Source organism: Nocardiopsis sp. ATB16-24 (assembly GCF_030271535.1).
Taxonomy (GTDB): Bacteria; Actinomycetota; Actinomycetes; order Streptosporangiales; family Streptosporangiaceae; genus Nocardiopsis.
This window is the reverse complement of sequence record NZ_JASCXJ010000002.1, coordinates 161,366-174,810: the sequence shown is the minus strand read 5'-3', so window position 1 is coordinate 174,810 and position 13,445 is coordinate 161,366. Positions and strand designations below refer to the sequence as shown.

At 69.9% G+C, this 13,445-nt stretch carries 11 protein-coding genes; 3 read left to right on the top strand and 8 right to left on the bottom strand.

Annotation, left to right across the window (positions count from 1 at the left end):
• Positions 1-409 precede the first annotated feature (409 nt).
• Positions 410-1,378: a TIGR03557 family F420-dependent LLM class oxidoreductase gene (locus PFX91_RS02855; protein WP_285729181.1), complete on the bottom strand. Its 969-nt coding sequence runs from the start codon at positions 1,376-1,378 to the stop codon at positions 410-412.
• A gap of 232 nt (positions 1,379-1,610) precedes the next feature.
• Here PFX91_RS02855 and PFX91_RS02850 point away from each other — a divergent pair, with 232 nt between their 5' ends.
• The gene (locus tag PFX91_RS02850) at positions 1,611-2,465 is read left to right on the top strand and encodes an SDR family oxidoreductase (RefSeq protein WP_285729180.1); all 855 of its coding nucleotides are present in this window, start codon (positions 1,611-1,613) and stop codon (positions 2,463-2,465) included.
• A gap of 72 nt (positions 2,466-2,537) precedes the next feature.
• On the opposite strand, the gene PFX91_RS02845 is transcribed toward PFX91_RS02850, so the two are convergent.
• Complete coding sequence (locus tag PFX91_RS02845) at positions 2,538-2,945, bottom strand: ChaB family protein (protein ID WP_285729178.1); 408 nt, start codon at positions 2,943-2,945, stop codon at positions 2,538-2,540.
• A 357-nt stretch (positions 2,946-3,302) separates the two neighbouring features.
• On the opposite strand from PFX91_RS02845, the gene PFX91_RS02840 reads away from it, so the two are divergent.
• Complete coding sequence (locus PFX91_RS02840) at positions 3,303-4,229, top strand: alpha/beta hydrolase family protein (protein ID WP_285729176.1); 927 nt, start codon at positions 3,303-3,305, stop codon at positions 4,227-4,229.
• Positions 4,230-4,409: 180 nt separating this feature from the next.
• Positions 4,410-5,357, top strand: coding sequence for a GNAT family N-acetyltransferase (locus PFX91_RS02835; RefSeq protein WP_285729175.1), 948 nt, complete (start codon positions 4,410-4,412; stop codon positions 5,355-5,357).
• 160 nt (positions 5,358-5,517) lie between these two features.
• Here PFX91_RS02835 and PFX91_RS02830 read toward each other — a convergent pair whose 3' ends face one another.
• The 6 genes from PFX91_RS02830 to PFX91_RS02805 all read right to left on the bottom strand — a co-directional run bounded on the left by PFX91_RS02830 (position 5,518) and on the right by PFX91_RS02805 (position 13,282).
• Positions 5,518-6,843 (bottom strand): ABC transporter substrate-binding protein, encoded by a 1,326-nt coding sequence (locus PFX91_RS02830; protein WP_285729174.1) that lies wholly within the window; start codon positions 6,841-6,843, stop codon positions 5,518-5,520.
• Positions 6,844-6,887: 44 nt separating this feature from the next.
• Positions 6,888-7,973 carry a branched-chain amino acid ABC transporter permease gene (locus tag PFX91_RS02825; RefSeq protein ID WP_285729173.1) on the bottom strand — a complete coding sequence of 362 codons (1,086 nt, stop codon included), beginning with the start codon at positions 7,971-7,973 and terminating at the stop codon, positions 6,888-6,890.
• A 3-nt stretch (positions 7,974-7,976) separates the two neighbouring features.
• The gene (locus PFX91_RS02820) at positions 7,977-8,828 is read right to left on the bottom strand and encodes a branched-chain amino acid ABC transporter permease (protein WP_285729172.1); all 852 of its coding nucleotides are present in this window, start codon (positions 8,826-8,828) and stop codon (positions 7,977-7,979) included.
• 12 nt (positions 8,829-8,840) lie between these two features.
• Positions 8,841-9,560: an ABC transporter ATP-binding protein gene (locus PFX91_RS02815; protein WP_285729171.1), complete on the bottom strand. Its 720-nt coding sequence runs from the start codon at positions 9,558-9,560 to the stop codon at positions 8,841-8,843.
• Positions 9,557-10,378, bottom strand: a complete 822-nt coding sequence (locus PFX91_RS02810; RefSeq protein WP_285729169.1) for an ABC transporter ATP-binding protein — start codon at positions 10,376-10,378, stop codon at positions 9,557-9,559. Before PFX91_RS02810 ends, PFX91_RS02815 begins: the two co-directional genes overlap by 4 nt.
• Positions 10,379-10,459: 81 nt before the next feature.
• Positions 10,460-13,282: a helix-turn-helix transcriptional regulator gene (locus PFX91_RS02805; protein WP_502888237.1), complete on the bottom strand. Its 2,823-nt coding sequence runs from the start codon at positions 13,280-13,282 to the stop codon at positions 10,460-10,462.
• Between the last annotated feature and the right edge of the window lie 163 nt (positions 13,283-13,445).

Sequence of the window (13,445 nt, the reverse complement as noted above, 5' to 3'; positions counted from 1 at the left end):
TCGGTCCGCGCAGCGGCGTCGATGAGGCCCTGAACCCCCTGTACACGCAGGTTCGCACTCATGTGACGCATATATTCTTTTTGTATTCTCCGAAGTGTTGTCGCCCTTCGCGAAGAGCCCGGGAAAAGGAATTTCTCTGAGCCGTTGAAAGCGGAGCAACGACGCTCCTGCAATGCCACGACCGGGGTTTCATCCCCTTGTCCCCGCCGGGTTCCCCTCGCGGGCACCCGTATCCGGGTGGGCGACGCCCTCCTCATCGGTTCTCACTCCGCCCACCGTGACCCGGCCGTGCCCCCGAGGATCTGCGCCGGGTGCCGTCACCGTTCGTGCGCGGTCCCCGGGCCTTGCCGGTCACCGACGACCGTGTCGCATGGGCCGGACCGCCCACGCACGGGGCCTCGGGGGGTGCTCAGCCGGGCCTTCCCATCGTGCGCATCATTCCCGACAGCTCCCGTTCGAAGAAGTCGAAGAACCCCTCGGGGTCGGGGCCGGCGTTGATCAGGCACAGGTGGTCGAACCCCGCGGCGGCGAAGTCGCGCACCACCTGCATGTGCTTGTCCGGGTCCGGGCCGCACGCGAACACGTCGCGCATCGCGTCCCTGCTGATCAGCGCGGTGGCGGCCTCGAAGTTGATCGGGTTGGGCAGCTCGGACTGCACCTTCCATCCGGTCAGGGCGAAGCGGAACAGCTCACGCGCCGAGTCCATGGCGTCCCCCTCGTTGGTGGCCCAGGCCAGGGGCACCTCCGCGTAACGCGGACCATGGCCCCCGGTGTCCTGGTAGACCCGGGTGAGCGCCTTGCTGGGCTCGGTGCAGAACAGACCGTCGCCCTCCTCCGCCGCGAGCAGTGCGGCCTGCTCGCCGCCCGCGGCCACGATGATCCGCGGCGACTCCTCCGGCAGGTCGAACACCTGGGCGTCCTCCAGGGTCAGGTACCTGCCGTCGTAGGAGTGGTAGCCGCCCGACCACAGAAGACGGATGATCTGGATCGCCTCGCGCAACATCTCGTGGCGCCTGGCCGCGTTGGGCCACCCCTTGCCGACCACGTGTTCGTTGAGGCGTTCGCCCGAGCCCACCCCCAGCGTGAACCTCCCCTCCGACAGCAGGGCGGTGGTGGCCGCGGCCTGCGCGACGATCGCCGGATGCACGCGGATGGTCGGGCAGGTGACGCCCGTGACCAACCCGATGTGATCGGTGCGCTCGGCGATGGAACCCAGCACCGACCACACGAAGGGGGAATGTCCGTGGCTGTACAACCACGGATGGAAGTGGTCGCTGATCTCCACGAAGTCGAACCCCGCCTGCTCGGCGCGGATGGCCTGGTCCACCAGTTCTCTGGGCCCGAAGGCCTCGGCGAACAGCTTGAAACCGACCTTCATGACGTCCGCTCTCCCTCATCACTTCCGTCGGTCGACGGGCTCCGCGCCGGAGTGCCCCTGCCTTCCGTGCCACTGACCGAGGCGGAACGCGGACAAACACCGTTGACTCCCATTTGGGTCGGTGTTCACCGCGCCAGTGCGAAGGAGATCCGCCGCGCACACCGAGGGGAGTCGGACACGGCGAAGCGGGTAGGTGCGAGCAGGCCAGGAGACCGACGAGCGAGGAGGCGACATGCCCGAGACTCCGCCCCCGGCCCAGAGCCAGCCGCACCCGGGTCGTACCGAACCCATGGAGCCGCGGCCCCGGGACGAGATGCGCGACTACGAGGGACGTGGCCTGTTGGAGGGGAAACGGGCGCTGATCACCGGTGGCGACTCGGGGATCGGCCGCGCCGTGGCGGTGGCCTTCGCCAAGGAGGGGGCCGACGTGGTCTTCGGCTACCTCAGCGAGGACGACGACGCCCGGCACACCGTGGACCTGGTGCGGGAGCAGGGACGTAAGGCCGTGAGCGTGCGCGGGGACCTGGCCGACGAGTCCTTCTGTTCCGAACTGGTCCGTCGTGCCGTGGACGAACTGGGCGGGATCGACATCCTGGTCGAACACGCCGCGACCCAGGCTCCGGTGGACGACTTCTCGGAGTTGAGCACCGAGCAGTTGCGCCGCACGTTCGACGTCAACGTGATGGGGGTGTTCTGGACCGTTCGCGAGGCGTTGCCGCACATCCCCGAGGGGGGTTCGATCATCATCACGGGGTCGATCAACGGCCTGCGCGGCAACAAGTCGCTGATCGACTACGCGTCGAGCAAGGCGGCGGTGATGAATCTGTCGAACTCTCTGGCCCAGACGCTCATGGACCGGGGTATCCGGGTCAACTGCGTGGCGCCGGGGCCGGTGTGGACACCGCTCATCCCCTCCACTTTGGGAGAGAAGGGCGCGGAGGGTTTCGGTCAGCAGGCGCCGATGGGCAGGGCGGCCGATCCGGACGAGATCGCGCCCTCGTACGTGTTCTTCGCCAGCGGGCTCCTGTCCTCGTACTACACCGGGGAGACCCTGGCCCCGGTCGGCGGGGAGATCCAGGCCAGCTGAGGTTCGTCGGACACCGTAGGAGGGGCGGGACCGGTCGGACCGGTCCCGCCCCTCCTTCTTCGCCAGGGTGTGTCAGGACGAGCGGGCCCTGGCGGTGCGCCGGTCGTTCTCCTTGCGCAGCGCCTCCACGAGTTCGTCCTTGTTCATGGACGAGCGCCCCTGGACGCCGAGTTCTCGGGCCCTCTGGTAGAGGTGCTCCTTGGAGGCGTTGGCGTCCACTCCCCCCGCGGTCTTCTTGTCCTCGCCCCTGCCCGCCCGGGGGTTGGACGCCTGCTCGTCCGAGGGGCCCGAGCGCTGCTTGGGCACCCAGTGGTCGCCCTTCTTCTCGAACTCGTGCTTGAGCGCGGCGAACGCCACGCGGTGTGCGCGTTCACCCTCGCCGTACTGCTCCACCGCCGAGTCGTGCGCCTTGATCCAGGTGCGCTGGGCCTTTTTCGGAGACCTCTGGAGCGTCGACGGAAGTTCGTCCGCACCGGGCATGGTCCTCACTCCCTCGTCATGCGCCTACAAGGTCCGCCTGCCCAAGCGGACAAGACCGAAAACACCGCGTGGCCCTGTCCTATAACACCCGCACGTACTTCGCCGCACCACCACTGGTGGTTCAACGGATGCACATTCATCGAAGCGACACCATAGTTAACCCACGAGTGAAGGGAATATGACTTCTGGTACCCGGTCCCTTTTCACTCTCTGTCCGCGAGAGCCCGGGTGACCTCCTGTCGGTCTCCATACCTGGACCCCTGAGGTATGGAAGGTCGGCTTCCCCCCCGGGGAGAACCCAGTCCGCGCCGCCTGAAAGGCGCGTGGATTCCCGCTGCACGAGAAAAGGAAAAAGGCGTGCGAACATACCCCCTTTCCCCCGAAACCGAAAGCCCTCGCCCGAGTCTGCGCGCACGGGTGACACGCTTCGCCTCCCGCGCGGCGATGACCCTGGCGCTCGTGGCGGGCGTCACCGGCGGTGTCGTCGCCCCCGCACACGCCTCCAACCCCTATGAGCGCGGCCCGGCACCGACCGAGCGGAGCGTCACCGCCACCCGCGGCCACTTCGACACCGACAGCGTCAACGTGTCGTCGCTGGTGCGCGGCTTCGGCGGCGGAACCATCTACTACCCCACCGACAGGAGCCAAGGAACGTTCGGCGGCGTGGTCATCGCCCCGGGCTACACGGCCAGCTCCTCCTCGATGTCGTGGATGGGCCACCGCTTCGCCTCGCAGGGCTTCGTGGTCTTCACCATCGACACCATCACCCGTGTGGACCAGCCCAACAGCCGGGGCCGCCAGATCGAGGCCGCCCTGGACTACCTGGCCAACGACAGCCGTGTCGCCGACCGGGTGGACGGCGACCGCATGGCCGTGATGGGTCACTCGATGGGAGGCGGCGGAACGCTCGCCGCGGCCAACAGCCGTCCCGAGCTGAAGGCCGCCATCCCGCTGACGCCCTGGCACACCCAGAAGCGCTGGTCGAACGTGCAGGTTCCGACCATGATCATCGGCGCCGAGGACGACGTGACCGCCTCCGTGCGTCTGCACTCCATCCCGTTCTACGAGAGCCTGGACAGCAACCTGGACCGCGCCTACGTGGAGCTGCGCGGCGCGAGCCACTTCGCTCCCAACGTCTCCAACTCGACCATCGCCAAGTACAGCATCTCCTGGCTGAAGCGCTTCGTGGACGAGGACGAGCGTTACACGCAGTTCCTCTGCCCGGCGCCCAGGACCGGCTTCGGCACGGACTTCTCCGACTACCGGGACTCTTGCCCGCACTAGGGGGCCCGAGCCCGTGTCCGCCCCCGGTCGCACGGAGTATTCCGTGCGACCGGGGCGATTCCCCCCCAGCGGCGGCCCGGAGGATCTCCCTCCGGGCCGCCGCCCTTCGTGCCTTCCACCGTGACCCGCGCCCCGAAAACGACTCGACGGCTTCCCGGCGCCCTGTCACAGTGGTGCACCATGACGACCCCCCGATATGTGAACGCCGCGGATCTACGACTCATGCAGGGCCTGGCACAGCGTGTCACCGCCGTCCGACCGGACCTGATCAACAGCGACTCCTCGTTCGGCGAGCTGGCCTGGAACTGGGGCAGGGGACACGCCACCGACCACGCGACCTGGCCATGCCGGCTGTGGTTCTCCGGCGGGGACCTGGTGGCGTGGGGTTGGGCGCAGCTTCCACGGCGGGTGAGGATGAACGACGGGTCGGTGAGGGACGTCACCCGTGCCTACCTGGCCTATCAGGTCCATCCCGACCACGCCGAGCTGGTCGACGAGGTGATCGACTGGTACGACGCCACGGCGGCGGACGCCGACCGTACGGTGCGGCCCAGCGCCTCCGACGAGTTCGCCCTGGAGCGCTGGGCGGCGCACGGCTACGGGACCGACCCGGCCGCGCTCGGCGACACCGGGTCCTGGACCCAGCTCAACGAGCGCGACCTCATCGACGTGGAACGGCCGTCGCTCCCCGACGGGTTCCGGTTCCGCGACGCCGACGAGGTCGAACCGGAGGCCGTGGTCCAGGCCCACCTGGACGCCTGGTCCCCTTCGTCGTACACGGTCGAGGGCTACCAGGGCGTCCGACGGGCGCCGGGGTACCGCGGCGACCTGCACGTCCTGGTGGAGGCGCCGGACGGAACGATGGCGTCCTCGGCGATCATGTGGCTCGACGAGGTCAACAGGACCGCCGAGTTCGAACCGGTCGGCACGCACCCGGACCACCGGCGCCGGGGATTGGCGAGGGCGTTGCTCCTGCACGGGATGCGTCTGGCGCGGGCGGCCGGGGCCACCCACATGACGGTCGCCTCCTTGGGCGCACCGGGACATCCCGAGGCGCGCGGTCTGTACTACGGCGTCGGTTTCCGGAAGTTCACGCAGGACGCGCCGCTCCTGAAGACCGCGGGCTGAGGTCCGCTCGTCCGGTCGACCACCGGTCTGGCGTGCGGGACCGACGTGGGCGGGACCCTCACCACCGCCCTCTCCACGGACAAGGCGCCCTCGCACACGAAACGACCCCGAGGCGGAAAGCCCCGGGGTCGTCGGTGCGTGATCAGAAGATCATGACAGGTCAGTCGTGGAAGACCAGCTCGTCCGGGCTGAGGGCCTCGAAGTCGATCTCCTCGTTGGGGCCGCCCTCACGGTCGGTCACCCGCGTGTCCTGGATGATCTCGATGTCGCCGCCCGCCTGGTACTCCAGGACGTACACGCCCTGGTGGCCGCCGTGGTCGCCGTCCGCGGAGGAGAAGGGGACGGGGCTGGGGCCCTGCCACTCCATGGACTCCATGGTGTCGATCAGCGCCTGGCGGGTGAGGTCCTCACCGGCCGCCTTCAGGGCCTGCGCGAACATGACGGCCTGGGTCATACCGAAGACGTGGGTGTTGGTGATGGGAGTGTCCTCGCCGTACTCCTCGTAGATCTCGACGAAGAGCTGGGCCCACTCGTCGTTCTCGTCCTCCACCCGGGGCATGTAGCTCGTGATGAGCATTCCTTCGAGGAAGGCGTCGGCGGGAACGTCCTCGGCGTCGGTGCCCTCCGTGAACTGGGAAAGCAGTGCCCGAAGGGTCGCGGTGTCGCCTCCGATGCTGGAGACCACCCACTGCGGCTCGTAGCCGATACGGGCCGCCTCCAGCATGCCGAGCGCGACGAACGCCGGGATGCAGGAGCACACGACGACCTCGGCCTCGGTGCGCTCGAACTCGGCGATCTGCGCGCTGAGGTCGGTGACCTCGGACTCGTAGTGTTCGCGGGCCACGACCTCCTCGGCGAGGTACTGGTCGAGTCCGGCCTGGGAGTCCTCACCGATGTCGTCGTTCTGGTACAGGTAGCCGACGGCCTGTCCGGGGAAGTTCTCGGCGATGTACTCGCCCTGGATCTTCGCTTCCTTGGTGTAGTCGGTCTGCCAACCGTAGGTCAGCGGGTGTTCCTCGGGGTTGTTCCAGGCCAGGGCGCCCGAGGACGGGAAGATGTCGGGCACTCCCTCGTCGTTGAGGTAGTCGAGCACGCCGGTGTGCGTGGGCGTGCCCAGGCCGCCCACCATCGCGAAGATCTCGTCCTCGATGACGAGCTTGCGGGTCACGTCGATCGTCTTGGAGGGGTCGTAGCCGTCGTCCTCCACCCGGTAGTCGATCTCGCGCCCGTTGATTCCACCCTGGGCGTTGACGTAGTCGAACACGGCGCTCGCCCCCTGGGAGACCGCCATGTACCCGGCGGCGGCCGGGCCGGTCAGGGGCTGGTGGGTGCCGATGACGATGCTGTCGTCGGTGACCCCGGTGGAGACGTCCAGGTCGGTCGCCGACCCTTCGGTGACCTCGCCGGCGCCACCGCACGCGGTGGCCAGCATGGTCAGGGCCAGGGTCGCCGCCAGTGCGGCCCGGGTTCCACTGCGGTTTCGCATGGTGATCTCTCCTTGGTTGGGGGAAGCGGTGAGCGGGTCTTTGTTCAGCGGGACTTGGCGGACCTGACGCGGGCGGCCAGGCGCTGTAGCGCACCGTGGACGCCCAGAGGCCAAAAGCGCAGGACGAGGATGAGGACGATGCCGAAGATGACGATCGGAAGGTTGTTCTCGGCGTCGCGGCTCATGCTCAGGGGTCGGGCCAGGTCGGAGATCCAGATCTGCAGGTAGACGATCGAGACGGCGGCCCACAACGAGCCCCACAGGCTGCCGATACCGCCGAGGACCAGGGCCGCGAGCAGTGTCAGGGACAGGGCGAGCGTGAAGCTGCTCGGGGTGACCGTGCCGAGCACGTAGGCTTGGAGGCCTCCGGCCAGCCCTCCGGCCGCCGAGGCGATGACGAACGCGACCACCTTGGTCTTGCCGACCGGGATTCCGGCCATGGCGGCGGCGGTCTCGTCGTCGCGGATGGCCCGCATACGGCGGCCCAGGCGGCCGGCTGAGATGGTGGCCAGCACGGCGAGTCCGAGGACCACGGCGGTCCACACGACCAGGGCCTTCCACTCGCTGTTGGTGAAGAGGCCCTGGAGGAAGGGCGGGGCGCCCGCGGTACGGATGTTGAGGCCGTTGCTGCCGCCGAGGAACTCGTGGTAGCGGTGGGTCAGTCCGGGCAGGCCCACCGCGAGGATGAGGGTGGCGCCCGCGAGGTAGGGGCCGTGCAGACGGGCGGTGGCGGAGCCGACGGCGATGCCGGCGACCACGGACACCGCCACGATGATCAGCATGTTCACCGCGAGGGGGAACATCGGCTGGTGCAGCACGAGCAACGCCATGGTGTAGGCGCCGATCATCATGAACGCGCCGTGGCCGAGGGAGACCTGACCGCTGCCGCCGACGAGCAGTTGCAACCCCGCCACGGCCAGCATGGTGTAGCCGACGGCCGCCAGGCGCAGCGCGGTGAGGTCACCGGTGACGAACAGCAGCGCGGTGACGACGGCCAGGCCGAGGCCCGCGAACAGCAGGTGGCGCAGGGGCAGGGGCAGCGAACGCCGTCCGCCGGTGGAGGACACGCGCGGACCGGTGGCCGCGGGGGTGGAGGCGCGCTCCGCGCGCTGTTGGGTGGGTGAGGACATCGGCTACACCTTCCGCGCGGTCGGGCGGGACAGGATGCCGTCGGGGCGCACGCTCAGCACCACGACGACGATGACGAGGGCGGCGAGGGTCGCCAGTTCGGGCCCGGCGTAACCGGACACGTAGGACATGCCGAGGCCGATGAGCAGACCGCCCAGGACCGCGCCGAACGGATTGTCCAGGCCTCCGATGACGGCTGCGGTGATGCCGTAGACGAACACCACGTCGAAGACGTTCGGGGAGATGAACGGCGGTCCGGCGAGCATGCCGGCGAGAGCGCCGATGAAGGAGGCGATCGCCCATCCGGCCGTGAGCATCAGACCGACCTTCACACCGCTGAGCCGGGCCGACTCGGGGTGGAAGGCCGCAGCCCGCATGCGCAGGCCCAAAGGCGTGAACCGGTACAGGGCGAACACCAGCAGGGCCACGACCGCGACCGCGATCAGGGCGAAGGCGTTGGCCGGCGAGAAGCGACCGACGTAGCTGAAGGCGTATCCGAAACCATGCTGGCCGTTGCCCCAGACGACGCCGACCAGCCCCTGGATGACCAGCAGGAGGCCCAGGGTGACGATGATGGCGTTGAGCTGGGAGACGCGCGCGATGGGCCTGATGACGACCCGTTCGACGAGGGCTCCGATGGCCAGACCCACGGTGAGGGCGGCGGCGAAACCGAGCCAGTAGGAACCGGTGAACTGGGTGACGCTGTAGGCGGTGTAGACCGCCACCAGGGCGAGCGCGGGCTGGGCGAAGTTCACCAGGCGGGTGGCCTGATAGATGATGACCAGGGACAGCGCCAGCGCGGCGTAGATCGCCCCGGTCGACAACCCGTTGAGGGTCAGGTTGATGAAGTGGGTCATGGAGGGACTCCTCTAAAAGCCCAGGTAGGCGTGGCGCGTGCGGTCGTCGGCGAGGAGGTCGGAGGAGGCGCCCTCCGCTACGACCCGGCCCTGGTTGAGGACGAACCCGGTCTCGCTGACCGAGAGCGCACCGGCGGCGTTCTGCTCGACCAGGACGACGGTGAGTCCGGTGCGTTCGCGCAGATCGCTCAACAGGGCGAAGATCTGCTTGGTGATCAGGGGCGCCAGTCCGAGGGAGGGCTCGTCCAGTAGCAGCACCTTGGGCCTGGCCATCAGGGCGCGACCGATGGCGAGCATCTGGCGTTCACCGCCGGAGAGGGTGCTGGCGGACTTGCGCCGCCGCTCGACCAGGGGCGGGAAGAGCTCAAGGACCTCGTCCATGGCCGCCTTGCCACGGCGGTCGGAACGCCACAGCCCGCCCAGGCGCAGGTTCTCCTCGACCGTCAGCTCGACGATGACGCCGCCGCCCTCGGGGACGTGGGCCAGACCCCTGGTGATGACCTTCTCCGCGGGCAGGCGGGTGATGTCCTCGCCCTCGAGCAGGACGCGACCGGACGCGGCGGGGTGGAGTCCGGTGAGCGTGCGCAACAGGGTGGTCTTGCCCGCACCGTTGGCGCCCAGGACGGCGCACAGACCACCGGCGGGGACGGTCAGGGACACGCGGTCCAGTGCGCGGACGGCACCGTAGGAGGCGCTGAGCTCCTCGACGGACAGGATCGGTCGGTCGGTCATCGGGCGGCTCCGTTCGCGTCGCCGTTCGTGTCGTCGTTCGCGTCGGCGGACGTTCCGAGGTAGGCCTGGGTGACGGCGGGGTCGGCCTGGACCTCTTCGGGGGTCCCCGTGGAGATGACCCGGCCGAAGTTGAGGACGACGATGTGGTCGCAGACCCGCATGACCAGGTCCATGTGGTGTTCGACGAGGACGACGGCCATGTTCTGGCTGAAGCCGCGGATCTGGTCGGCGAGCGCGTCGATCTGGTTGCCGGACAGGCCACTGGCGGGTTCGTCGAGCAGGAGGAGTTCGGGTTCGCTGACGCAGGCGCGGGCGAGGGCGACCTGTTTCTGCACGCCGTAGGGCAGGGTTCCCGGCAGGCGGTGGGCGTACTCGGCCACTCCGAAGCGTTCCAGACAGGCCAGGGCCCGGTCGCGCAGTTCACGTTCGTCGCGGTGGTGTCGGCCCAGCCCCGAGATCAGGGACAGGGCGCCTCCTCTGGCGAGGCGGTCGGCTCCGGCGACGACGTTGTCCAGGACCGTCATCATCGGGAACAGGTTGAGGCCCTGGAAGGTCCGTGCGATGCCGGCACGGGCGAGATGGTGGGTGCGGCGACCGGGCGGGGGCGAGCCCTTCCAGGTGATGGTGCCCGCGGTGGGGCGCAGGACGCCGGACAGCACGTTGAACAGGGTGGTCTTGCCCGCGCCGTTCGGACCGATGAGTCCGACGACGGACCCGGGCGCGACCTGGAGACCGACGTCGTCGAGCGCGGTGAGACCTCCGAAGCGCACGGTCACTCCGTCCGCTCTCAGGAGGTGCTCCGTTGCGGTCTTAGTCATCACTGCCTTTCTCACGGATCCGTACCGACCAGTTGGTATGAGGGGATGCCGGTCCGCCACCGCGGTCTCGGCCTCTTCCGGTCAGTTGAACAAGCGGGCCAGGTCCACGCGGGACCTGATGTTGAGCTTTCGGAAGATGCCGCGCAGGTGGTGCTCGACCGTACGCGGACTGATGAACATGTGGGCGGCCACCTCCCGGTTCGTCGCCCCTTCGGCGACCAGCCGGGCGATCTGCTGCTGTTGCGCGGTCAGCTCGCTGGTGGAGGAGGGGTCGGGGCCGCGTTCGGCGGTTCCGATCGCCCGTAGCTCGGCGCGGGTCTGCCTGGCCCACAGCCGTGCCCCGAAGCGCTCGAAGGACTCCAGCGCGTTGTACAGGTGTTCGCGGGCCCGCCCCGGGAGGCGTGCCCGACGCAGATGGGCACCGAACAACAGCTGGGTACGGGCGTGTTCCACGTCGTCGTCACCACAGGTCCGGTGCAGGGCGAGGGCGGTCTCGAAGTGGTCGGCCGCCTCCTCGCCCTTGGCCAGCAGGCCCGCGCCGCGGGCGGCCAGGGCGAGCGTGCTGGGGCTGCCGACGGACTCGGCCCAGCGCCGGTATCCGGCGAGGGAGGTGCGCGCCCACTCGATCTCGCCCATGCGGGTCGCCGCCTCCACGAAGTGCGGAGCGGTGAGCAGCCGCATGGTGGGGTGGCCGTACCCGGGGGCGGCGTGCACCAGGGCGCGCAGCCGGAAGAACGCCTCGGCGGCGTTGCCTCGGGACAGTTCCAGGACGGCCAGTGCCCACGCCGCCAGGGCGGCGGCCAGGCCGAGGCTGTTCTCCCCCGCTTGGGAGGCCACCGCACGGGCCCGGATACGGCAGGTGTCCACGTCTCCCTGGATGGCGGCGATCATCGCCAACGAGGCCAGGTGCTGGATGGCCCAGACGGTCTGCCCGCTCTCCCGGGAGGCACGTAGTCCGGTGAGCGCGGTCCCGGCGGCGGAGGGGAAACGCCCGCTCCAGAACTGGGAGAAGACCAGGAAGCCGAGCGCCGCGGGTATGGTGGCCCGCTCCTCCCGCAGATGGCTGACCTCGACGGCCCGTGAGGTCGCCGTGCGCACGAACGGCGCGTCGCCCAGGTACAGGCCGCTGACGCCCGCCCAGATCAGCTCGGAGGGTGTGGGGGTGTCGACCAACCCGGTGGCCTCGCGCAGCAGGGGGATGGAGTTGGCGTACTCGCCCCGGAAGGAGACGGCGCTTCCCTCCAGATAGGCGGCGATCCGGCGCATGGGCGCGGGGTCGTCCGGGCCGACCAGGGGGAGCGCGAGTTCGGCGGCCTGGCCGTAGAGGCGAACGTCGCCCGCCAGGGAGGCGGAGTCGGCCGAACGCACCAGGGCGCGCAGGGCCAGCGAGCGGTCGTGCGCGATGAGTTCCCGGCCGACGGTGAGGAGCCGTTCGGCCACGTCCATGGTGTTGCCCCCGCGCATGACGATCTGGGCGTCGATGAAGTCGGCGGTCACGCGGCGGCGGTCGGACACCGCCAGGGGGCGGGCTCGGGCCAGGAGCCGGGTGGCCCGGTCGGAGTCCCCGGCAGCGTAGGCCTCGTAGGAGGCGGTGGTCAGACGACAGGCACGCTCGTCGGGGTCGGGCGTCAGTTCGGCGGCGCGTTCGTGGGCGTGGGAGGCGGCGAGACGTCCCGCGAGCCGCTTGGCGCGGTGGGCCGCGGCGGAGACCGCGTCGGAGAGTTCGGCGTCGGGGGTGCTGGTCCCCGCGGCGGTGTGGCGTGCGAACTCCACGGGGGAGTGCTCGGGGTCGTACACCCCGGCCAGGGCACGGTGGGCCGCGCGCAGACGGCCCGCGGGCGCGTCCTGGGCGATGGCCTCGCGGACGAGCGGGTCGGGGAAGACGACGGTGTCGCCCTCCACCCGCACCAGGCCGCGCTCCTCGGCCGGTTCCAGGGCGGTGACGTCCGACTCTCCGAAGGCCTCCAGCAGCAGGTGGAGGCGGGCCTCCCCGTCGCTGAGCGCCGCGAGCAAGAGCAGGCGGCGGGTCCGTTCGGGCAGTTGGTGGTGGGGGACGAGGAGGCCGGCGCGCAGGCGGCCGGGCAGGCGCGGCGGTTCGGGCAGGGGGTCCTCGCCCAGGAGCTGGGCCCGGGACAGTCCGCGCAGGAAGCCGAGGACGGCGGCGGGGTTGCCGTGGCAGGCGCGGACCAGGGCCGAGCGTACGGCGGCGGGCAGGGTCACCGGCGCGTTGTCGGTGAGGATGTCGTGGACCGCCCGGTCCTCCAGGGGGGTCAGGAGGTGTTCGGCGACGCCGGGGATGAGCGCGTCCGGGGTGGGTTCGAAGGCCGTCGCCGGCAGTCGCGGGCCGGCGGGCTTGCCGTAGCCCTCCCACGCGGCGAACACGACGGCGATGGGAAGGCCGACGAGGCGCCGCGCGAGGAAGGCGAGCGCGTCCAGGGAGGGGGTGTCGAACCGATCGGCGTCGTCCACGCACAGCAGGAGGGGCCGCTCCGCGGCCGTGTCGGAGAGCAGTTCGAGCAGCCCTGTGTAGAGGGCGAGGCGGTCCGCGCCGGCGACCGTACCGCCGGTGAGGTCGGGAAGCCGCTCGCCCAGGGGGCGAAGGAGACGTTGGAGCCCGGCGAAGGGCAGGTCCGCCTCGTCGGTGATCCCACCCGCGTGGAACACGGTGAAATCACCTGCGGAGCCGCGCAGGTGCTCCAACAGGGCGGTCTTGCCCCGCCCGGGACCACCGGAGAGGAGCAGGGACGCACCCTGACGCGACCTCGCCCGCTTCAGGGCATCGGCGAGGATCCGCTGCTCCGTGTCACGACCTCGGAGGCGGACGCTGAGGGGTTCGGTGTTCCTGCCAGCCACGTGCCCCACATTGGCACAGGGCGCCCCGTTCCGGCAGGTGCGGGCGGGCACACTGGTCGTTTCACCGATGCCCGTACGGATGCCTCCGAGGGCCTCTCACGGGAGGTCTTCGCGAGGCGCTCATCACACCGAACCCCCGGCCCCACCTGCGATTCCGCCGTCGTGAGAGTGACGAAGAACACCCGCCGAAGCCCCGGAGCGGACTTCGGGGCGG